This is a genomic window from Aromatoleum sp. (assembly GCF_036675785.1).
Classification (GTDB): domain Bacteria; phylum Pseudomonadota; class Gammaproteobacteria; order Burkholderiales; family Rhodocyclaceae; genus Aromatoleum.
In genome coordinates, this window is record NZ_JAKFEF010000013.1 from 15272 (window position 1) to 36944 (window position 21673).

The 21673-nt window shown below is 69.3% G+C and carries 19 protein-coding genes and 2 riboswitches; of the genes, 15 read left to right on the forward strand and 4 right to left on the reverse strand.

Annotation, left to right across the window (positions count from 1 at the left end; translation table 11 throughout):
• Positions 1–86: 86 nt before the first annotated feature.
• Together V6M37_RS03040 and V6M37_RS03045 are read right to left on the reverse strand one after the other, a co-directional pair.
• Complete coding sequence (locus V6M37_RS03040) at positions 87–1295, reverse strand: hypothetical protein (RefSeq protein WP_332670960.1); 1209 nt, start codon at positions 1293–1295, stop codon at positions 87–89.
• A gap of 374 nt (positions 1296–1669) precedes the next feature.
• Positions 1670–3106, reverse strand: coding sequence for a carbonic anhydrase (locus V6M37_RS03045; protein WP_332670961.1), 1437 nt, complete (start codon positions 3104–3106; stop codon positions 1670–1672).
• A 92-nt stretch (positions 3107–3198) separates the two neighbouring features.
• Positions 3199–3380, forward strand: a riboswitch (yybP-ykoY riboswitch).
• Between the two features lie 6 nt (positions 3381–3386).
• On the opposite strand from V6M37_RS03045, the gene V6M37_RS03050 reads away from it, so the two are divergent.
• The 3 genes from V6M37_RS03050 to thiC all read left to right on the forward strand — a co-directional run bounded on the left by V6M37_RS03050 (position 3387) and on the right by thiC (position 6999).
• Positions 3387–3974, forward strand: a complete 588-nt coding sequence (locus tag V6M37_RS03050; RefSeq protein WP_332670962.1) for a TMEM165/GDT1 family protein — start codon at positions 3387–3389, stop codon at positions 3972–3974.
• 67 nt (positions 3975–4041) lie between these two features.
• Positions 4042–4142, forward strand: a riboswitch (TPP riboswitch).
• 44 nt (positions 4143–4186) lie between these two features.
• On the forward strand, positions 4187–5032 hold the full coding sequence (thiD, locus tag V6M37_RS03055; RefSeq protein WP_332670963.1) for a bifunctional hydroxymethylpyrimidine kinase/phosphomethylpyrimidine kinase: 846 nt from the start codon (positions 4187–4189) through the stop codon (positions 5030–5032).
• A 50-nt stretch (positions 5033–5082) separates the two neighbouring features.
• Entirely contained in the window at positions 5083–6999 is a 1917-nt protein-coding gene (thiC, locus tag V6M37_RS03060; protein ID WP_332670965.1) for a phosphomethylpyrimidine synthase ThiC, read from the forward strand.
• Positions 7000–7078: 79 nt separating this feature from the next.
• Here thiC and V6M37_RS03065 read toward each other — a convergent pair whose 3' ends face one another.
• A complete protein-coding gene (locus V6M37_RS03065; RefSeq protein ID WP_332670967.1) occupies positions 7079–7492 on the reverse strand; it encodes a type II toxin-antitoxin system VapC family toxin in 414 nt (137 codons plus the stop codon).
• Positions 7489–7737: a type II toxin-antitoxin system Phd/YefM family antitoxin gene (locus V6M37_RS03070; protein ID WP_332670968.1), complete on the reverse strand. Its 249-nt coding sequence runs from the start codon at positions 7735–7737 to the stop codon at positions 7489–7491. Before V6M37_RS03070 ends, V6M37_RS03065 begins: the two co-directional genes overlap by 4 nt.
• 58 nt (positions 7738–7795) lie before the next feature.
• Between V6M37_RS03070 and V6M37_RS03075 the strand changes: the two genes are divergently transcribed.
• From V6M37_RS03075 to mgtE, 12 genes are all read left to right on the forward strand, one after another.
• On the forward strand, positions 7796–11080 hold the full coding sequence (locus V6M37_RS03075) for a DEAD/DEAH box helicase (protein ID WP_332670970.1): 3285 nt from the start codon (positions 7796–7798) through the stop codon (positions 11078–11080).
• Positions 11081–11183: 103 nt separating this feature from the next.
• Entirely contained in the window at positions 11184–11717 is a 534-nt protein-coding gene (locus V6M37_RS03080; protein WP_332670971.1) for a DUF2478 domain-containing protein, read from the forward strand.
• Complete coding sequence (locus V6M37_RS03085; RefSeq protein WP_332671021.1) at positions 11717–11992, forward strand: YkgJ family cysteine cluster protein; 276 nt, start codon at positions 11717–11719, stop codon at positions 11990–11992. The genes V6M37_RS03080 and V6M37_RS03085 overlap by 1 nt, the downstream gene beginning before the upstream one ends.
• A gap of 74 nt (positions 11993–12066) precedes the next feature.
• Positions 12067–12891 (forward strand): undecaprenyl-diphosphate phosphatase, encoded by an 825-nt coding sequence (locus V6M37_RS03090; RefSeq protein ID WP_332670972.1) that lies wholly within the window; start codon positions 12067–12069, stop codon positions 12889–12891.
• Positions 12892–12951: 60 nt separating this feature from the next.
• The gene (locus V6M37_RS03095; RefSeq protein WP_332670974.1) at positions 12952–13536 is read left to right on the forward strand and encodes a YqiA/YcfP family alpha/beta fold hydrolase; all 585 of its coding nucleotides are present in this window, start codon (positions 12952–12954) and stop codon (positions 13534–13536) included.
• Positions 13533–14423, forward strand: a complete 891-nt coding sequence (locus V6M37_RS03100) for a methyltransferase domain-containing protein (protein ID WP_332670975.1) — start codon at positions 13533–13535, stop codon at positions 14421–14423. Before V6M37_RS03095 ends, V6M37_RS03100 begins: the two co-directional genes overlap by 4 nt.
• Positions 14420–15328, forward strand: coding sequence for an EamA family transporter RarD (gene rarD, locus V6M37_RS03105; protein WP_332670976.1), 909 nt, complete (start codon positions 14420–14422; stop codon positions 15326–15328). Before V6M37_RS03100 ends, rarD begins: the two co-directional genes overlap by 4 nt.
• Positions 15329–15444: 116 nt before the next feature.
• A complete protein-coding gene (locus V6M37_RS03110; protein ID WP_332670977.1) occupies positions 15445–17355 on the forward strand; it encodes a ribonuclease catalytic domain-containing protein in 1911 nt (636 codons plus the stop codon).
• A 78-nt stretch (positions 17356–17433) separates the two neighbouring features.
• Positions 17434–18309 (forward strand): TonB family protein, encoded by an 876-nt coding sequence (locus V6M37_RS03115; protein WP_332671022.1) that lies wholly within the window; start codon positions 17434–17436, stop codon positions 18307–18309.
• A gap of 1 nt (position 18310) precedes the next feature.
• On the forward strand, positions 18311–19141 hold the full coding sequence (aroE, locus tag V6M37_RS03120) for a shikimate dehydrogenase (protein WP_332670978.1): 831 nt from the start codon (positions 18311–18313) through the stop codon (positions 19139–19141).
• Entirely contained in the window at positions 19141–19833 is a 693-nt protein-coding gene (gene mtgA / locus V6M37_RS03125) for a monofunctional biosynthetic peptidoglycan transglycosylase (RefSeq protein ID WP_332670980.1), read from the forward strand. Before aroE ends, mtgA begins: the two co-directional genes overlap by 1 nt.
• A 166-nt stretch (positions 19834–19999) precedes the next feature.
• A complete protein-coding gene (gene mgtE, locus V6M37_RS03130; protein WP_332670981.1) occupies positions 20000–21442 on the forward strand; it encodes a magnesium transporter in 1443 nt (480 codons plus the stop codon).
• Positions 21443–21673: the final 231 nt, after the last annotated feature.

Below are 21673 nucleotides of genomic sequence, written 5' to 3' on the forward strand. Positions count from 1 at the left end.
ACGACCGCCACCGTCGGCCGGCGGGCCGGCACGCGAGGCCGCGCAAAAACCGTCCCCCGCGTCGAAGTCACGGACGGCGCGGGCCGCTACCGCGGCGACGGCTCCTTCACCGCGATCTCGAATTCGCTGCCCGGGTCGAGCGCGAGGACGAGCGCGTTGCAGCGCAGCAGCGCGGCATCGAGCGACGGCGCGCGCCAGCGCTTTCCTTCGAAGGCGAACGCGCCTTCGCGGTGGAAGTTCCACTGGGTCGGCCCGAGGACCGCGTAGTCGGCGACACGCTCGCCGTCGAGCCGCAGCACGTGCAGCAGCAACCCGCGCGGCGTCTCGACCCACGCCAGCCCGCCACCGTCGGCCGCACCGGTCGCATCGACGAGCTTCGGCATGTCGTCCGCGAGCGGGTGACGGAGCCGGCTCGCGCAGTCGGCGAGGTCGATGACGCGCGCGAAAAGCCGGGCCGCGATGCGGTGGCCGTTGCCGAGCAGGATGCGTACGAGCATCGAGTCGGCGTGGCGGGCGAGGACGCCGGTTTCGAACGCCTTGCCATACAGCGACGGCGCCGCGCAGAACTCCGCCGACGGGATGCCCGCGAGTTCATGGCGCCAGGCTTCGGCGCTCAGCACCGGCATCAACGGCGCCGACTCGGCTTCGGACGTCGACGAGCCCATCTCGATCAGGTCGGCGAGCGCGGCGCCGATCGTCCCGCCGCGGCGGGCGCGGTCGACGAACTCGCGCAGCGCCGTCGGTTCGCGGGTCGCACGGAAAAAACCGCCGAGCAGTTCGACCGCGACGAGATCGAGGAGCTCGCCTCCGAGGTCGAACGCAGTGCGCGCGTTGCCGACGTGGAACAGCCGGCGGTAGAGGACGTCGAACCGCTCGCGTCGCGGCACGTGACCGAACAGCGCCGGCCAGTCGAGCATCAGCCGCGACAGGTGGATCTGTGCGGTCTCGGCGGCGATCTCGCGCTCCTCGGCCCAGGCCTCCTGGCGGCCGACGCCGGTCGCCCCGGCGGCTGCCAGGGCCGACAATGCCGCGATCTCGTGCATCCGCGGGCTCGCCCCGCCGAGACGGCCGACGCGCTCCAGCGCCTCATCGACGGTCAGGCCGACGAGTTGCCGCGCGTCCGGAACCGGCGAGTCGACCAGCGCAACGTCGGTCACCCACTCGCCGTCCCAGTCGACCTCGATCCGCAGCAAATCGGGGCGCGCGCGCCGCTCCGCCTTCCCGTCGCCTGCGACGCCCGGGGCTTCTCCCCGCGCCGCGACGATTCCGCTGCGCGCTCCCGCTCCCTCCGACATGAATCCTCCTTCGATGCGACGCTTCGTCCCCGGGCGTATGCCGGGGCGACGCGGGCGGATGATATTCCCCCGGCCCCGACGACGAAAGACCATGATTAGGGTATTACCGGAAGGCCGGGACGTCGCCGCGAAAACGGTAGGCGACTCATCGTGGGGCGCCCGTCGAAGCGGCAAGCGAATCGCCGTTCGGTCCGGAACCTGTCACGGCCGTTCCGACAAACGCCGCGACCGGAAAGGAAGCCTGTTGCGACGAAGCCGGAAAACGAACGGTCGAAGCCGTTGCGACAAACACCGCGCCCCCAATCGAGCAGGGCAGGGTCACCACCGTTCGATCGGAGGCGGTCCGAGCTGTTCGCCGTGAGCCTGTCGCGCGGCTAACGCGACTCGAGCACGATGCGCCCGTTGCGCGGCTGGAGGGGGCGGCCGTTGCGCGGGTAGAGACGCGCGAAGATCGCGAGTTGGTCGTCGGAAAGCGTCAGCTTCGATTTCATGACGACCCACGTGACTCCCTCGGTACACGGCGGCGTCACGAGCGACCCGAGGTAGAGGTAGTGCGACGGATCCGCGGGAATCAACGTCGCCGGTTCGATCGTCGCCGACGCGGGCATGTAATGTCCGCCGCGCTCCAGCGGCAGGCTGTTCCACAGCGTCTGCACGAGCGGATGCGCGGCCTCGCCGCGTTCGAACAGGACCGCGACGATCGCGATCCGCCCGTTTGCGGCACGGTGATGAAAGTGCACCGTCATCGCGGACGCCTGCCCGCCGACGCGCTCGACCGACGGCCGGTGGAATTGCAGGTGCTCGAGTTCGTAGCGCTGGCCGCGGATCTCGACGCCCATGCCTTCGCCGACGTCGACCTGCAGCGTCCGCCCGGTGTCGGTGATGCGGAAATGCGTCGGCCGGTAGTCGAAGCGCGGCGGATCGAGATCGACCGCGATGCCGCCGGCGACGTCGATCGGCGACTGCTGCCTGCCGTCGGCGCACAGGTTCCATTCCGGCCGCAGCCTGCCCCACTGCTCCGGGCCGGTGTCGCCGTCGTAGCTCCACTGTGCGACCGGGCCTGCTGCCGCGACGATCGCGGCGCTCCGGGGGGATCCACCCGGCCGTTCGCTGTGCGCCGAAGCTGCGGCCGGAGAAGGCGAAGCGCCGGACGCGCTTGCGGCCGGAGAAGGCAAAGCCCGGCTCATGCTTGCGGCCCGCGAAGACGAAGCTCGCGTCGTGCTTGCGGCCGGCGTCGAATCGGGCATGGACTCGGCGATCGCGGCGATCGCATCCGTCGGTGCCGGCGCCGCGGAGGCGGGCGCCGCACGAGAGGCCGCAACCGGCGGCGATTCCGGCTGGCGCTGTTCCGTGACCGCCGCCGCCTGCTGCGCCACCTTCTGCAGGTCGCCGACCGACGGCGGACGGCACACCTCCTGCCACAGCCGCTCATCGACGCTGTTGCGCGCAGCCAGCACGGGGCTCTGGTCGAGCACGCCCTCCTCGCGCAGCACGAGGTGCCGCGAATCGAGATAGACCCGCTTGACAGTGAAAAAACTGCGGTTATAGCAATCGAAGCGGTTCAGCGCCTTGACCGCCGCATAACCTTCCGTCGCCGCCCGCTCCGGCGACAGCACGATCCGGGCCCACGCGACCTTCGCGCCGTTGTCGGACTGAATCACCGTCGAGCGGTCGATCTCGACCTGGCGCTCGCGGTCCTTGACGATCAGTTCCCAGTGGTCGGCGGCCGCGGCCGGCATGGCAAGCGACAGCAGCGCGAACAGCGGCTGCCGGAGTGAAGCACGCACGAGTTTCATCAGGGCGGAGAACATGCCTTCATCTTCGGCCCCGCGTTGCCGATCTTTAGTCCTGCCGGCCGGCCGCGCGCTGCCGACACCCTTCCCGGTCGCGTCGCGTCGAGGTTACAATGCGCGCCGTCATTAGGGAGTAGCCGCCCGCGAGCCTTTCGCGGGGGCCACGTCAACAGACTTGCCCGTCCGGGCATGGCGTGGCCAGCCTTCGGGCCTGGCGAGACTTTTGACCGCATGCACTCCGCTTTTTCGGGCCGGGAGGCGTGCGGTCATCGGTCATCCGCCGGCCCGGAGAACCTTGATGAGCCTGCCTTTCGAACCCTTTCTGATGTCCACCGGCATCGTCGCGCTCGCCGAAATCGGCGACAAGACGCAATTGCTCGCGTTCATGCTCGCGGCGCGCTTTCGCCGCCCCTGGCCGATCATCGCCGGCATCCTCATCGCGACCGTCGCGAACCACGCATTCGCCGGCGCCGTCGGCACGTGGATCACCACGCTCGTCGGTGAGGACGTGCTGCGCCGGGGGCTCGGCCTGTCCTTCCTCGCGATGGCGGTCTGGATCCTGATCCCGGACAAGATCGACGACGAGCTCACCGCGCCGAAGTTCGGCGTGCTCGGCACGACGATCGTCGCGTTCTTCCTCGCCGAGATGGGGGACAAGACGCAGATCGCGACCGTCGCGCTCGCCGCGCAGTACGGCGCCTATGTCGCCGTCGTCGCCGGCACGACGCTCGGCATGATGATCGCGAACGTGCCGGCGGTGGTCGCGGGCGACCGGGTCGCGAACCGCCTGCCGGTGCGCCTGATCCACGGCGTCGCGGCCAGCCTTTTCGCGGTGCTCGGCGTCGCCGCGCTGCTCGGGCTGGGCGACGCCGGCCCGAGTGCATGAGGAAATGAACGGCAGCGATCACGACGGCAAAAACGCTTGCCGTCGCCGTCATCGTTCGGTAACGTGGGCGCCTCGTTGGGGGTGCCCGGACCCGCTCGTCCAGGCTGAGAAAAACCCTTTGAACCTGATCCGGCTCGCACCGGCGTAGGGAAACGCTCCATGCACACCCGTCTACCGCACCGCCCCTCTTCCCGCCTCGCGGGCCGCCGCGCATGAAGCGCGCGATCCCGAACGTCGTGTCGATCGCCGGCGTCGACCCGTCCGGCGGTGCCGGCGTGCTCGCCGACATCAAGACCTTCTCCGCGCTCGGCGCCTATGGCTGCGGCGTCATCGCCGCGCTGACGGCGCAGAACACGCAGGCCGTCACCGGCGTGCACACGCCGCCGGTTGACTTCCTGCGTCTGCAGATCGACACGCTGTTCCAGGACGTGAAGATCCATGCCGTGAAGCTCGGCATGCTCGGCACCGCCGATATCGTCGCGACCGTCGCCGACCGGCTCGCGCATTTCGACGCCCCGTTCGTCGTCTGCGATCCGGTGATGGTTGCCAAGAGCGGTGACCACCTGCTCGCGAAGAGTGCGGTCGCGATGCTGATCGAAGCGCTTCTGCCGCGCTGCTTCATGATCACGCCGAACCTGCCCGAAGCCGGCGTGCTGCTTGAACAGCGCCCGCCGGAGACGGTCAAGGAGATGTATCGCGCCGCCGAGCGGCTGCGCGAGATGCTGCCGCTGTCGTCCGAGCGCTGGGTGCTGCTGAAAGGCGGCCACCTCCCCGGCAGCGAGGTCGTCGACCTGCTGTTCGACGGCGACCGCATGATCGAGCTGCCGTCGCCGCGGCTCGACACGAAGAACACGCACGGCACCGGCTGCACACTGTCGTCGGCGATCGCGGCGTTGCTGCCGCAGCACGCCGGCGGGCTGCGCCCGGTCGAAGCCGCGGTGCGCGACGCACGAAGCTATCTGCTGCGCGCGATCGCATCGGCCGACCTCCTCGCCGTCGGCCAGGGCCATGGCCCGGTCCATCACTTTCACGCCGTCTGGCCGCGCCAGTCCGCATAACGAGCGCCGCCGACGCCGCGGCCCCTCATCCCCGACAATACGGAGACACCATGAACGCCAACGACACCTTCCTCGCCGCGAACGCGCACGTCGACGAAGCGGCGATCGCGCCGCTGCCGAATTCCCGCAAGATCCACGTCGAAGGCTCGCGCCCGGACATCCGCGTGCCGCTGCGCGAGATCTCGCAGGCCGATACCCCCACCGCCTTCGGAGGCGAGAAGAATCCGCCGATCTTCGTCTACGACTGCTCCGGCCCCTACACCGACCCGCAGGCAAAGATCGACATCCGCTCGGGCCTGCCCGCGCTGCGCCGGGCCTGGATCGAGGAGCGCGGCGACACCGAAGTGCTCGCGGACCTCTCGTCCGAATTCGGCCGCCAGCGCGCCGCCGACAAGAGCCTCGACGAGCTGCGCTTTCCCGACCTGCACCGCCATCCGCGCCGCGCGAAGGCCGGCGCCAACGTCAGCCAGATGCACTACGCGCGCCGCGGCGTCATCACGCCCGAGATGGAATACGTCGCGATCCGCGAGAACCTGAACCGCGCGGCCTACGTCGAGTCGCTGCGCGCGACCGGCCCGACCGGCGAGAAGATGGCGAAGCTCCTGACGCGCCAGCATCCGGGCCAGTCCTTCGGCGCATCGATTCCCGCCGAGATCACGCCGGAATTCGTGCGCTCCGAAGTCGCGCGCGGCCGGGCGATCATCCCGAACAACATCAACCACCCCGAGTCGGAGCCGATGATCATCGGCCGCAACTTCCTCGTGAAGATCAACGCGAACATCGGCAACTCGGCGCTGGGCTCGTCGATCTCCGAGGAAGTCGACAAGATGACGTGGGCGACCCGCTGGGGCGGCGACACGGTGATGGATCTCTCGACCGGCAAGAACATCCACGAGACGCGCGAGTGGATCGTGCGCAACTCGCCGGTGCCGATCGGCACCGTGCCGATCTACCAGGCGCTCGAGAAGGTCAATGGGAAAGCCGAAGAGCTCACGTGGGAGATCTTCCGCGACACGCTGATCGAACAGGCCGAGCAGGGCGTCGACTACTTCACGATCCACGCGGGCGTGCTGCTCCGCTATGTGCCGATGACCGCCAACCGCATGACCGGCATCGTCTCGCGCGGCGGCTCGATCATGGCGAAGTGGTGCCTCGCGCATCACAAGGAGAGTTTCCTCTACACGCACTTCGAGGACATCTGTGAAATCATGAAGGCCTACGACGTCGCGTTCTCGCTCGGCGACGGCCTGCGTCCCGGCTCGATCTACGACGCGAACGACGACGCGCAGCTCGGCGAGCTGAAGACCCTCGGCGAGCTCACCGACATCGCGTGGAAGCACGACGTGCAGACCATCATCGAAGGTCCGGGCCACGTGCCGATGCACTTGATCCGCGAGAACATGGAGCTGCAGCTCGAGCACTGCAAGGAAGCGCCCTTCTACACGCTCGGACCGCTCACCACCGACATCGCGCCGGGCTACGACCACATCACGAGCGGCATCGGCGCCGCGCAGATCGGCTGGTACGGCACCGCGATGCTCTGCTACGTCACGCCGAAGGAGCACCTGGGCCTGCCGAACAAGCAGGACGTCAAGGAAGGGATCATCACCTACAAGCTCGCCGCGCACGCCGCCGACCTCGCGAAAGGCCACCCGGGCGCGCAGATTCGCGACAATGCATTGAGCAAGGCGCGCTTCGAGTTCCGCTGGGAAGACCAGTTCAACCTCGGCCTCGACCCGGACAAGGCGCGCGAATTCCACGACGAGACGCTGCCGAAGGAATCCGCGAAGGTCGCGCACTTCTGCTCGATGTGCGGCCCGCACTTCTGCTCGATGAAGATCACGCAGGACGTGCGCGACTTTGCGGCGAAGGAAGGCCTCAAGGACGAGGAAGCTCTCGCGAAGGGAATGGAAGTGAAGGCTGTGGAGTTCGTGAAGAGCGGGGCCGAGGTGTATCGGCAGGTATAAGCCGGTCAGCACTGTTTCAAGACATAGGCGCAATTGCGGCCTATGTCTTTTTCCGCGCGCTATTCCGCACCGACGTGTTTCAGGCCGACCAAGGGTTGAACACTTCAATCGGCAAACCGGAGAAGTCCTTTGTATTCCGCGTAACCAGCACCAGATCATGCTCGAGCGCAGTGGCGGCAAGCAGACTGTCGATGGCCGGAAGGGGGCGTCCGGCCACGGCGACGAGCCGCCCCCAACGATCGGCGACGGCGCCGTCTATGGGCAGTATCCGGCCGGTGAAAAAAACCGGCAAATCGGTTTCAAGCCAGTCAATCAGCGTCTGTTTCCGTGCTTGATCCCGGCTGGCCTCGATTCCCTTGCGAATCTCGCCCAGTGTCAGCACGCTCAAATACAGGGTGATCGACAGGCGCCGGGAAAACCACTCCACGACGCCCGGATCCGGCGCCTTCCTGCACAGTTCGGACAAAACGTTCGTGTCGACCAGATAACTCAAAAGTTGACCTCCCGGGTCGGGCTCCGGTCACGTTCGAACTCGGCACCTTCGACGCCGAAGAGTGGCGACGCGCGCATAAAGTCCACCAGCGAACCCTGATTTCGCGTCAGGCGATCGAAAGCCGCCCGCGACACCACGACCGCAACCGACTTGCCGTGCGACGTAATATCCTGAGGCTCGAACTGAGCCCGCTTGACCACTTCCGACATCCTTGCCTTGGCTTCCTGCACTTGCCAGCTTCGCATAGAGCACCCCCAATTCTGACTAGACTAGTCAGATTATAGCCTTAATTTCCACGACGGTATGATCACCCTCGACAGCTACTCCGAAGCCGACATCACCCACTGGCTGGGCGCGCACGAAGTCGCGAAGGGGCGCGGCTATGTGACGGCGGTGTCGGACCTCGTGCGCGAGGGCGACGTGTTGCGGGCGCGGGTGAGCGGCACGGAGCCGCGGCCCTATCAGGTGATGGTGCAGCTTGCGGAAGCGGGCCGGCAGGCGGGGCGGCGGGTCGCGCATTGCTCCTGCCCGGTCGGAATCGGTTGCAAGCACGCCGCGGCGACCCTGCTCGCGTGGCTCGCGCGGCGCGAGGATCCGAACCGTCCGCGCCAGGAGGTGCTCGCGTGGATCGAAACGTTCCGCGGTATCGCCGCGTCGCCGCCAGTTGCGCCGCGAGCGGCAACGAAAAGCACGACGCACACGCTGCTGTACCTGATCCGCTTCCACGCCTTCTCGCACCAATACGGGGTGTCGTGCTTCAAGGCGAGGCTCGGGCGTGACGGCGGCGTGCGCGGGACCGAGAGCTGGAGCAACATCGACCGCGCGCTCGACGTCCCGCCGGCTTTCGTCGACGACGCCGACCTCGAGATCCTGCGCCTGTTGCGCGCGCAGCGGCCGCGCGGAGGCTTGCACGACGACTGGCTGCCGCTCGACGGGCGCAATGCCGGGGCGGTGATGGCGAAGCTTGCCGCCTGCGGCCGAGCGCACTTCGAGCAACTCGCTAGCGCGCCGCTGCAGCCCGGCGACCCGCGGCCCGGCAGTCCGGCGTGGGTCAGCACTGCGGAGGGCCTGCGCGCACCTGCGTTGCGCCTGACGCCGCCCGCCGACGTCGCGCTGCCGCTGACGCCGCCGTGGTATGTCGATCGCACGACGCGCGAGACCGGCCCGATCGAACTCGACGGGCCCGCGGAGCAGATTGTGCCCTTGCTGCGGCTGCCGCCGCTGACGCCGGTCGAGGCCGAACTGGTCAGCGTGACGCTCGCGGAGTCCGCGCCCACCTTGCCGCTCCCGATGCAGGTCGGCGAGCCGCCGCTGCGTCTCGACGGCCCGCCGGTGCCGGTGCTGCGCATCGGCACGCTGCCCGTGTTCGGCATCAAGTTCCGCGACTATCCGCGTTACGGCATCGAGGCGTTCGACTACGCGACCCTCGCGTTCCGCTACGGCCCGGTCGCCGTCGAAGCGTCGAGCACCGCGATGTTCCACACGCTCGACGACGGTCGCAGCGCCCGTATCGAGCGCGACAGGGCGGCCGAGTCGGCGGCCGCGCGACGCCTCGTGCGCGCCGGCCTCGGCAGGATCCCGCGCAGCACGATCTTCACGGCCGCCGCGAAGGTGCCCGACGATCTGTTCGGACTCGCGAGCGACGCCGCGTGGGGCCCCTTCACCGCGAACGAGATCCCGACCTTGCGCGCCGAAGGGTGGGAAGTCGCGCTGCCGGCGGACTTCCGCCATCGCGCGACCGACATCGACGCCGTCGTGCTCGACGTCGACAGCCTCGACGACAGCGAAAACGGCTGGCTCGACGTCTCCCCGGGCATCGAGGTCGACGGCCGGCCGCTCGCGCTCGCGCCGCTGCTCGCGGAGCTGTTCGCTCACGACCCGCGCTGGCTCGGCGGCGGACTCGACCGCATCGACGACACCGAGGCGGTCATCCTGCATCACGCCGAACTCGGGCGCCTGCGCATCGCCGCCGCGCGCCTGAAGCCGCTGGTCGGCGCGCTGGTCGACCTCTTCGACCGGCCCGACGCGCGGCTGCGCCTGTCGCGGCTCGACGCGGCGCGACTTGCCGACCTCGACTTGCCGGGGCGCGGGCGCGACCAGCTCGCCGCCTTCGCGAAGCGCCTGCGCGATGCGAGCGGCATCACCGCCGTCGCCGCGCCGCGCGGCTTTCGCGCCGAGCTGCGCCCCTACCAGCTCGAAGGGCTGGCCTGGCTGCAGCATCTCGTGCGCCACGACCTCGCCGGCATCCTCGCCGACGACATGGGTCTCGGCAAGACCGCGCAGACGCTCGCGCACCTGCTCACCGAAAAGCATGCCGGCCGCCTCGACCGCCCGGCGCTGGTGATCCTGCCGACGTCGCTCGTCTTCAACTGGCAGGCCGAAGCCGCGCGCTTCGCGCCGGGGCTGAGAACGCTGAGCCTGCACGGCCCCGATCGCCACCGCCGCTTCGACGCGCTGGACGGCACGGACGTCGCGCTGACGACCTACCCGCTGCTGTGGCGCGACGCGGGGGCGCTCGAGGCGCGCGAATGGAGCCTGCTGATCCTCGACGAAGCGCAGACCGTGAAGAACGCCGCGAGCAAGGGCGCGCAGGTGATCCGGCGGCTGCGCGCGCGCCACCGCCTCGGGCTCACCGGCACGCCGCTGGAAAACCATCTCGGCGAGCTGTGGGCGCAGTTCGACTTCCTGCTGCCCGGGTTTCTCGGCTCCCAGCAGGAATTCACGCGCCACTGGCGCACGCCGATCGAAAAGCGCGGCGACCTGCAGCGGCGCGACCTCCTCGCGGCACGCATCCGGCCGTTCATGCTGCGGCGGCGCAAGGAGGACGTCGCGAAGGAGCTGCCGCCGAAAACGGTGATCGTCCGCAGCGTCGGCCTCGAAGGCGGGCAGCGCGACCTGTATGAAACGGTCCGCGCCGCGATGGACGAGAAGATCCGCCACGAAGTCGCGGCGAAGGGCTTCGCGCGCAGCCAGATCGTGATCCTCGACGCGCTGCTGAAGCTGCGGCAGGTGTGCTGCGACCCGCGCCTGCTGAAGACGCCGGCAGCGGCGAAGGTCAGGGAACGCGCGAAGCTCGACCTGCTGATGGAAATGCTGCCCGAACTCGTCGCCGAGGGGCGGCGCGTCCTCGTCTTCTCGCAATTCACGCAGATGCTCGCGCTGATCGCCGCCGAACTCGACCGCGCGAAGATCGGCTGGGTGAGCCTGACCGGCGACACCCGCGACCGCCGCATCCCGGTCGAGGACTTCCAGAAAGGGCGCGCCCCGGTGTTCCTGATCAGCCTGAAGGCCGGCGGCGTCGGGCTCAACCTGACCGCGGCCGACACCGTGATCCACTACGACCCGTGGTGGAACCCGGCCGCCGAGAACCAGGCGACCGACCGCGCGCACCGCATCGGCCAGGACAAACCGGTGTTCGTGTTCAAGCTGATCTGCGGCGGCAGCATCGAAGAGCGCATCCTCGCATTGCAGGAACGCAAGGCCGCGCTCGCCGCGGGCGTACTGTCGGAGGACGCGAACGCACTGGCGAAGTTCGGCGAAGCGGACATCGCCGCCCTGCTCGCCCCGCTACCGACGCTCGGGCGCTGACGCGCCCCCGCCTTTGCCGCAACCGAGGGAAAACCGCAAACGGCTTCTTCGATGCCGGCGCGGATGAGACAATCGCGTCATCCCTCTTCGTACCGCCCGCCCGATGTCCACCGATACCTTTCCGATTGCCGCGATCGTCTACAAGCCCACCGATCACATCGAGCCGATCCTGATCGAAGCGGCCCGCGCGCTGGCCGGCCGCGGCGTGCGCCTCGGCGGGGTGCTGCAGCACGACATCCCGACGACGACCGCCGACCCCTGCGGCATGGAACTCGAAGACCTCGCGAGCGGCGAACGCATTCCGCTGTCGCAGGACCTCGGCAGCGCGTCCGAGGTCTGCCGGCTCGACCCCGACGCGCTCGCGCAGGCGGCCGTCGCGGTGCGCAACGCGCTCGCCGGCGGCGCGGAAGTCGTCTTCATCAACAAGTTCGGCGCGCAGGAGGCCGCCGGCTCCGGCCTGCGCGACGAGATGGGTCTCGCGGTCGCCTCCGGCATCCCGGTCGTGACCGCAGTCGGCGAGCGCTTCCTCGACGAATGGCAGCGCTTCACCGGGGACGCGTCGACGCTGCTGCCGCCGGAGAGCGCGGCGATCATGCAATGGTGGGAGACCGTGCAGCGAGCGACGCGAGCCGCATGATGCGGTGCCGCCCCGGCTGCGCGGCCTGCTGCATCGCACCGTCGATCTCGTCCGCGATCCCCGGAATGGAGCACGGCAAACCCGCCGGCGTGCGCTGCATCCAGCTCGACGACGAGGGCCGCTGCCGATTGTTCGGCGACCCCCGGCGTCCCGCGGTGTGCGCGAGCCTCGCCCCATCCGAAGAAATGTGCGGCGACCGGCGCGAAATCGCGATGGCCTTTCTCGACCGGCTCGAACGGCTGACTGCGGCCGACCCGATATCGTCCTGCCGCTGAATTACAGACGCTTTCGCGGCGATGCAACATCGCCATCCGTATAATCGCCGGGTTTAACCGCCCGAGGACCCGGCATGGATTTACCCCTTCTCGTTGTTGCGCTCATTCTCGGCATCGTCGAGGGGCTCACCGAATTCCTACCGATCTCCTCGACCGGGCATCTGATCATCCTCGGCGACCTGCTAGGTTACAGCGACGAGACGAGCAAGGTCTTCAAGATCGTGATCCAGCTCGCGGCGATCCTCGCGGTGTGCTGGGACTACCGGGAACGGCTGACGCGCGTCGCGGGCGGGCTGTCGGACGATCCGGCGTCGCGGCGCTTCGTCGGGCTGCTCTTCGTCGGCTTTCTGCCCGCCGCCGTGCTCGGCCTGATGTTCCACTCTACGATCAAGGGGCTGCTGTTCAATCCGCTGACCGTCGCAACGGCGCTGGTCGTCGGCGGCGTCCTGATCCTCTATCTCGAACGCCGCGCGTACCACCCGCACATCGGCACGATCGAGCGGATGAAATGGCCCGACGCGCTGAAGGTCGGCTTCGCGCAGGCGCTGGCGATGATTCCCGGGACCTCGCGTTCGGGCGCGACGATCCTCGGCGGCCTCTACTTCGGCCTGTCGCGCAAGGCTGCCGCGGAGTTCTCGTTCTTCCTCGCGATCCCGACGATGTGCGCGGCGACCGCGTACGACCTGTACAAGAACCGCGCGCTGCTCGACGTCGCCGACGTGCCGGTGTTCGCGGTCGGCTTCGTCGCGTCGTTTTTCGCGGCGATGTTTGCGGTCAAGGCATTCATCCGCTTCATCTCGAACCACACTTTCGTCGCGTTCGCGTGGTACCGGATCGTGTTCGGACTGATCGTTCTCGCGACCTGGCAGCTCGGGCTCGTCGAATGGAGCGAGTTCTGAGCGTCTCGCGACGCGACCCCGCACGTTAGACTCCTTCCGTTTCCGACGACGGCATTCCCGATGATCATCTACCTTCACGGCTTCCGTTCCGCGCCCGCGTCGATCAAGGCGCAAGCCCTGCGCCGCCACCTGGCAGCGAAAGGACTGGCGGGCGAATTCTGGTGCGAACAGCTGGCGGTGTCGCCGCGCGACGCGATCGCGGTCGTCGAGGCCCGCATCGCGCGCTGCGTGCGCGAGCAGCCGGACCTTCCGCCGGTGCTGGTCGGCAGCTCGCTCGGCGGTTTCTACGCGACCTGGCTCGCCGAGCGGCACGGGCTCGCCGCGGCGCTCGTGAACCCGGCCGTCGTCGCGCCGCTGTCGCTCGAAGCGTGGATCGGCGAGCAGACGAACCTCTACACCGGCGAGCGCTTCGCGTTCACGGCCGGCCACATCGCCGAACTGCGCGCGCTCGACGTGCCGGTCGTCACGCAGCCCGAGCGCTACTGGCTGCTCGTCGAGACCGGGGATGAAGTGCTCGACTACCGCGATGCGGTCGCGAAGTACGCCGGCGCGCGCCAGACGGTGCTCGAAGGCGGCGACCACGGTTTCTCGCGCTGGAACGACTATCTCGACGACATGATCGCGTTCGCGAGGCTCGCGTCATGAGCGCGTCCGGATTCGATGCACGGCGTTTCAAGACGCTCGAACGCGCCGGTTTCAACCGCATCGCCGCGCGCTACGCGGACACTGCGCACCTGCGCGCCGCCCTCGCGGACGCCCTGCTCGACGCGGCCGAACTCGCGCCCGGGCAGACGGTGCTGGACCTCGCGAGCGGGCCGGGGCTGCTCGCGCGCGCGGCGGCGCAGCGGGTGCAGCCCGGCGGCTGGGTGCTCGCGAGCGACATCGCCGAGGAAATGCTCGCCGAAGGCGCGCGCCGCGCCGCGGACGAGGCGACCGGCGCGACTCACGACGATGCGGGCGCCGCGCACGCGGGCGGGCCTGCCGCCGTCTCGTTCGCTGCGGCCGACGCCGAACACCTGTGCGTCCCCGACACGAGCTTCGACCGCGTGCTCGCCGGGCTCGCACTGTTCATGTTCCCGCACCCCGACAACGCGCTCGCCGAGATGCGCCGCGCGTTGCGCCCCGGCGGCCGCGTTGTGCTGTCGGTGTGGGGCGTCCGCGACGAAGTCCCGCTGATCGCGCGCGCCCAGGACTGCATCGCGCGCCTGCTGCCGGCGCCGAAAGTCGCCCGCCCGTCGGTGTTCCGCTTCGGCGAGCCGGCGGTGCTCGAAGCGGCGCTCGGCGCGGCCGGCTTCGGCGACGTGAGGATCACGCCGTGCCGCTTCACCTGCACGTTCGCCGACGCCGCCGAATACTGGCAGGCCTTCCTCGATCTCGCCGGCGGCGCAGCCGAAGCGCTCGCGCGGCTGCCGGACGCGACGCAGCAGCAGCTGCGCGACGCCGTCACCGACGAGCTCGCGCCCCATCGCCCGCCGGACGGCGCGGGATACGCGGTCGACGCCCTCGCGCTCGTCGCTTCGGCGCGCGCATGAACCTCGCTCCGACCGACCTGCAATCCCGCCGCCGCGGAGCGCTCGCCGCGCTCGTCGCGTTCACGATCTGGGGCCTCGCGCCGTTGTACTTCAAGGCCGTCGGTAGCGTGCCGCCGTTCGAGATCGTCGCGCACCGCGTCCTGTGGTCGCTGGTCTTCCTCACCGCACTGCTCGCATTCTGGCGTGGCTTCGACGGGCTGTGGCGGCTGCGCCGGGAGCCGCGATTGATCGGGCTGCTCGCGCTGACGTCGCTGCTGACCGGCAGCAACTGGCTGGTGTTCGTCTGGGCGATCTCGGTGGAGAGGCTGATCGAGGCGAGCCTCGGCTACTTCATCAACCCGCTCGTCAGCGTCCTGCTCGGCCGGCTGTTCCTCGGCGAGCGCCTGCGGCCCCTGCAGCGCGCGGCCGCGGTGCTCGCGACAATGGGCGTCGCGTCGCGCGTCTGGCAGGTCGGCCAGCTGCCGTGGATCGCGCTGTTCCTCGCGCTGACGTTCGGCTTCTACGGTCTGCTGCGCAAGCGCGCGCCGGTCGACCCGATCAACGGCCTGTTCGTCGAAACCGCGGTGACTGCCCCGCTCGCGCTCGCGTGGTTGTTTTGGGTCGCGCGCAGCGGCGAGCTGCACTTCGGAACCGACCCGCTGACCGACGCGCTGCTCCCGCTCGCCGGCGTGCTGACCGCGGTGCCGCTAATGCTGTTCGCGGTCGCCGCGCGGCACCTGCCGCTGTCGACGCTCGGCTTCCTGCAATACCTCGCGCCGAGCCTGGGCTTCCTGCTCGCGGTGTTCGTCTTCGGCGAGCCGTTCGACGCGGGCCAGCTTGTCGGCTTCGCGCTGATCTGGCTCGGGCTGGCGGTCTACACTGCCGACATGCTGAAGACGAGCCGCGCGATCGCCCGGGAGCAATGACCGAAGTGGATTGCAGCGCGCGCCCAATCGAGGACATTGAGGCGGACACTCGGACGCGAACCCCCGGCGGGCGAATCCTTTAAACTGTCGCGCTTGCTCATTGATGGCGGTCGCCGATGTTTGTGCTGTTCGAAGAGGACGGGGCCTTCAAGGCCGGGACGGTTCTCGCTGATAACGACTCCTCGCTGCAAGTCGAGACTTCGACCGGCAAGCGCGTGAAGCTCAAGAGCAGCCACGTGCTGCTGCGCTTTCGCGAACCGTCGCCGGCGGAGCTGCTCGAGCGCGCGGGCGCGGGGGCCGAGGAACTCGACACCGGTTTCCTGTGGGAAGTCTGCGGCGACGACGAGTTCGGCTTCGAGGACTTCGCCGCCGAGTATTACGGGCATGCGCCGGGCGCGGTCGAGGCCGCGGCAGTGCTGCTGCGGCTCCATTCGGCGCCGATCTGGTTCCACCGCAAGGGGCGCGGCCGGTTCCGCAAGGCGCCGTCCGACATCCTGCAGGCGGCGCTCGCCGGCCTCGAGAAGAAGCGACTGCAGGCCGAGGCGATCGAGCGCATGCGCGCCGAGCTCGTCGACGGCCGGCTGCCGGACGAACTCGCCGGGATGCTGCCGCAACTGCTGTACCGCCCCGACCGCAACCGCATCGAGACGAAAGCGCTCGAAGCCGCCTGCGTCGACGCCGGCCTGTCGGCCGCGCGGCTGCTGTTGAAGTGCGGCGCGCTCGCGTCGAGCCACGACTTCCACTACCACCGCTTCCTGTTCGAATACTTCGAGGACGGCGTCGCATTCCCGCCGCACGAGCCGGCCGCCGATCCGGCGGACCTGCCGCGCGCGGAGGTCGCCGCGTTCTCGATCGACGACGCGACGACGACCGAGATCGACGACGCGTTCTCGGTGACGCCGCGCGAAGGCGGCGGCTGGCGCATCGGCATCCACATCGCGGCACCGGCACTCGGCTTCGCGCGCGGCTCGTCGCTCGACGCGATCGCGCGGCGGCGCTTGTCGACGGTCTACATGCCCGGCAACAAGATCACGATGCTCCCCGACGCGGTCGTCGAGAGCTTCACGCTCGGGGCCGGGCGTGACTGTCCCGCGGTGTCGCTATATCTCGACGTCAGCGCCGCGCTCGCGATCGTCGGCCACGAGAGCCGCGTCGAGCGCGTGCCGATCGTCGCGAACCTGCGCCATCACGACATCGAGCCGCTGTTCAACGAGCAGGTGCTGCACGAACAGACCGACGGCCCCGACTTCGAATGGAAGCGCGAGCTGACGCTGCTGTGGGATCTCGCGACGGTCCTCGAGGCCGGCCGCGGCAAAGCCGAGGACAACCGCAACCAGGTCGATTTCAACTTCTACGTCGACTGGCAAACCGGGACCGCGGATGGCGCCGGCTACGTGACGATCTCGCAACGCCGGCGCGGTTCGCCGCTCGACAAGCTGGTCGCGGAGATGATGATTCTTGCGAACGCGACGTGGGGGAAGCTCCTCGACGAGGCCGGCATCCCGGGGTTGTACCGCGCGCAAAGCGGCGGCAAGGTGCGGATGACCACGGTCGCGGCGCCGCACGACGGGCTCGGCGTCGATTGCTACGCGTGGTCGAGCTCGCCGCTGCGCCGCTACGTCGACATGGTCAACCAGTGGCAGATCATCTCGGTGCTGCGCAACGAGCCGCCGGCGTTCGCGCCGAAGTCCGCCGATCTGATGGCGGCGCTGCGCGACTTCGAACTGACTTACGCCGCGTACGCGGACTTCCAGCGCCAGATGGAGCGCTACTGGTGCCTGCGCTGGCTGCGCCAGCAGCCGGACATCCTCGTCGACGGCAAGGTGCTGCGCGACAACCTCGTGCGGCTCGAGACGATCCCGCTGCTGCTCAAGGTCCCGTCGCTGCCGGTGCTGCTGCCCGGTTCGCGCGTGCGGCTGAAGATCGACGGCAGCGACCTGCTCGACGTCGATGTTCATGCGCGCTACGTCGAAACGCTCGCCGAGCCCGACCCCCACGAGGCGGCGGACTCCGCGCTCGAAGGCTAGCCGGACCGCGCGATGCCGATTGACCTGACCGCTGGCCGCGCCGCGCTTGCCACCGGAATGGCTCGCGCGCTGGCCGCGATGACGAGCGGCGCCCCGCGGGCGCAGCGGCGCTTGCACCTCGCTTTCGCCGCGTCGCTGCTGCTGCACGCGATCATCCTGAGCGTGAATTTCGCGCTGCCGAAGTACGACGCGGAGCGCGACCACGACAGCAAGCTCGAAGTCGTCCTCGTCAACGCCCGCCACGCCCGCGCGCCGGAGAAGGCCGAGGTGCTCGCACAGTCGAACCTCGACGGCGGCGGCAACAGCGAACACAAGGTGCGACCGAAGTCACCGCTGCCGCCGCAGGACACGCGCCGCGACGGCGACGCCCTCGTCGAAGCCCGCAAGCGCGCCGAGACCCCGCCTCCCGAACCGGTGCGGCGCAACGTTCTCACCGCGCCGAAGGCCGACACGAAGATCGCGACGGCGCCGTCGCAGCCCGACCCGGCCCCCGCCGAACCCGAGCGCCCGACGTCCGGCCTCGATCTGCTCGACAGCGCGGTCGCGATCGCGCGCATGGAAACCGAGATCAATCGCAAGCTCGAGGAGTACGCGACGCGACCGCGCAAGAAGTTCATCGGCGCGCGCGCGAAGGAATACCGCTTCGCGCAGTACGTCGAGGACTGGCGGCAGAAGATCGAACGCGTCGGCACGCTGAACTACCCGGAAGCCGCACGCGGAAAGCTGTACGGCAGCCTGCTGCTGCTCGTCGCGATCCGCGCCGACGGCTCGATCGAGCGCGTCGCGGTGCAACGCTCGTCGGGCGAAACGGTCCTCGACGACGCCGCGAAGCGCATCGTCGAGCTCGCGGCGCCGTTCGCGCCGTTCCCGAGCGACATCCGCCGCGACACCGACATCCTCGAGATCGCCCGCACCTGGACTTTCACGAACACCGACAAGATGAGCGCGAACTGACATGGACCGCTACGCCGTCATCGGAAACCCGGTTTCCCACAGCCGCTCACCGGCGATCCACGCCGCGTTCGCGCGCGAGACCGGCCAGCGCCTGACTTACGAGGCGCTGCTCGCGCCGCCCGACGGCTTTGTCGACGCCGTGAAGCGGTTCCGCTCGGAAGGCGGTCGCGGGCTCAACGTGACGGTGCCGTTCAAGCTCGATGCGTTCGCGTTCGCCGACACGCATACGCCGCGCGCGCTCGCGGCCGGCGCGGTCAATACGCTCGCATTCGGCCCGGACGGCGTCCTCGGCGACAATACGGATGGCGTCGGGCTCGTCCGCGATCTCACGCAGAACCTCGGCTGCGCGCTCCACGGCCGGCGCGTGCTGCTGCTCGGCGCGGGCGGCGCGGCCCGCGGCGCGATGCTGCCGCTGCTCGACGAGCACCCGACGAGTCTCACGCTCGCGAACCGCAGCATCGACAAGGCCGACGCGCTCGCCGCGCGGTTTCCCGCACACGCGCCGGCCGTCGCCCTCGACGCCTGCGGCTTCGCCGCCCTTGCCGGGCGGAGGTTCGACGTCGTCATCAACGCGACCGCCGCGAGCCTCGCGAACGACGCACCGCCGCTGCCGGCGGGCATCTATGCGCCGCAGTCGCTCGCGTACGACATGATGTACCGCCGCGGCGACACGCCCTACCTCGCCGCCGCGCGGCGGGACGGCGCGGCCCGCGTCGTCGACGGCCTTGGGATGCTCGTCGAGCAGGCGGCCGAGAGCTTCCTGCTGTGGCGCGGCGTGCGCCCGACCACCGCGCCGGTCCTCGCAGAGTTGCGGCGCCAGATCGGCGGCTGATGAAACGGGTGCTGCGCCGCGTCGGCTGGGCCCTGCTCGCGGTCGTCGCGCTGTTCGCGCTGTACCAACTGTGGATCTTCACGCTGGTGCTGTGGTGGAGCCACTTCAATCCGTCGAGCACGAGCTTCATGCGGCTGCGCCTCGACGAACTGCAGGAGAAGCGGCCCGACGCGGAACTGCGCCACCAGTGGGTGCCGTACGAGAAGATCTCGATCCACCTGAAGCGCGCGGTGATCACCGCCGAGGACGACACCTTTACCGAGCACGACGGTTTCGACTGGAGCGGGATCCAGCGCGCGCTCGAGAAGAACCAGCGCCGTGGCCGCGCGGTCGCCGGGGGCTCGACGATCAGCCAGCAGCTCGCGAAGAACCTGTTCCTGACGCCGTCCAAGAGCTATTTGCGCAAGGCGCAGGAAGCCGCGATCACGGTGATGATCGAGGCCGTCTGGAGCAAGCGCCGCATCCTCGAGGTGTATCTGAACGTCGTCGAGTGGGGCGAGGGGATTTTCGGCTGCGAGGCCGCGGCGCAACGCTATTTCCGCGTCCCGGCGAGCCGTCTCGGCCCGGCCGAAGCGGCACGGCTGGCGGTGATGCTGCCGAATCCGCGGCGCTACGAGAAGCGCTTCGGCGGGCGAGTCGCCGCCCATGCCGAACGGATCCGCTCGCGCATGGCCGACGCGGTCGTACCCTGAAACCGGCCCCTGCGGCCTCTCCGCGGAAGCCGCGGAAACGGCCGCGCGGCGACCGGTGCCGCAGCGCAACAAATTCTCCGGCGCCGGGGTCGCACCGGCGCGGCGAAGCCCGTAGAATTCGCGCCTTACGCCCCACTCCCCCAGCCCAAGCCACCCGGAGGCGCCGATGAGCGCGGAAGAGGAACTCCACCCGGACGACGTCCAGCAGCACCTGCGCGAAGTGCAGGCGCTGCTGTCGCGTCACAAGCTGGTGGAGAACCTCGTTCATCGGCAGGACATGCCGCGGCACGAGCTCGTCGAGGGCCTCGTCCACAAGCAGCATCTGGCTGAACTGCAGGCCCGGCTCGACAAGCTCCATCCGGCCGACATCGCGTACATCCTCGAAGCGCTGCCGCCCGAGGACCGCCTGTTCATCTGGGATCTCGTCAAGGCCGAGCGCGACGGCGACATCCTGCTCGAAGTCTCGGATGCGGTCCGCGAAACGCTGATCGAGACGATGCGGCCGGACGAGCTGATCGCCGCCGCCGAAACGCTCGACGCCGACGAGCTCGCGGACCTCGCGCCGGACCTGCCGCCGGAGGTCATGCAGGACGTCTTCCAGTCGCTCGACAGCGAAGGCCGCGAGCAGCTGCGCGCGGCGATGTCGTTCCCGGAGGACTCGGTCGGCGCGCTGATGGACTTCGACATGGTGACGGTGCGCGAGGACGTCACGCTCGAAGTCGTGCTGCGCTACCTGCGGCGCTTCGACGAACTGCCGGACCACACCGACAAGCTGTTCATCATCGATCGCAACGACCATCTGAAGGGCATCCTGACGCTCGAGTCGCTGCTGATCAACGACCCGGAGATGAGCGTCGCGGACGCGATGCACCGCGAGAACATCATCAGCTTCGAACCCGACGACGAAGCCGACGACGCGGCGCAGGCGTTCGAGCGCTACGACCTCGTGTCGGCGCCGGTCGTCGATCGTGAGCGACGCGTGATCGGCCGGTTGACCGTCGCCGACGTCGTCGACTTCATCCGCGAGGAATCCGAAGCCGAGATCCTGAGCCACGCCGGTCTGCGCGAGGAGGAAGACATCTTCGCGTCGGTATGGGACTCGGTGAAGAACCGTTGGGCGTGGCTCGCGGTGAACCTCGTCACCGCGTTCATTGCGTCGCGCGTCATCGGCGCCTTCGAGGGCTCGATCGAGAAGCTCGTCGCGCTCGCCGCGCTGATGCCGATCGTCGCCGGCATCGGCGGGAACTCCGGCAACCAGACCGTCACGATGATCGTGCGCGCGATCGCGATGGGCCAGGTCGAGCAAACCGCGATGAAGCGCCTGATGAAGAAGGAGGTCGGCGTCGCGCTGGTCAACGGCCTCGTCTGGGGCGGCCTCCTCGGCGTGCTCGCATGGTGGCTCTACGACAGCGCGTCGCTCGGCGTCGTGATGACGGCGGCGATGACGCTGAATCTGCTGCTCGCCGCCGCGGCCGGCGTCGTGATCCCGATGCTGCGCCTGCGCCTCGGCGCCGACCCCGCGATGGGCGGCTCGGTGATGATCACCGCACTAACCGACTCCGGCGGCTTCTTCATCTTCCTCGGCCTCGCGACGCTGTTCCTGCTCTGACGTCCCGCAACGCCCGCGAGGCGTTGCACATTTTTTCGGCCGTCCCGACCCCGGCCGGCAAGCCCGTATCCTCTCCGCTGTTCGGCACGCGCAAGCGCCGGTGACATCCGGCGCTGCCCGCAGGCATCCGGGAGACGATCGCCCCATGCGACTCCAGCGCGCTGGGCCGGCCCTGCTGGTCGCCTCGCGGTCCTCGCCACGCCGCTGTGGGCCGACGAAATCCGCTCGCAA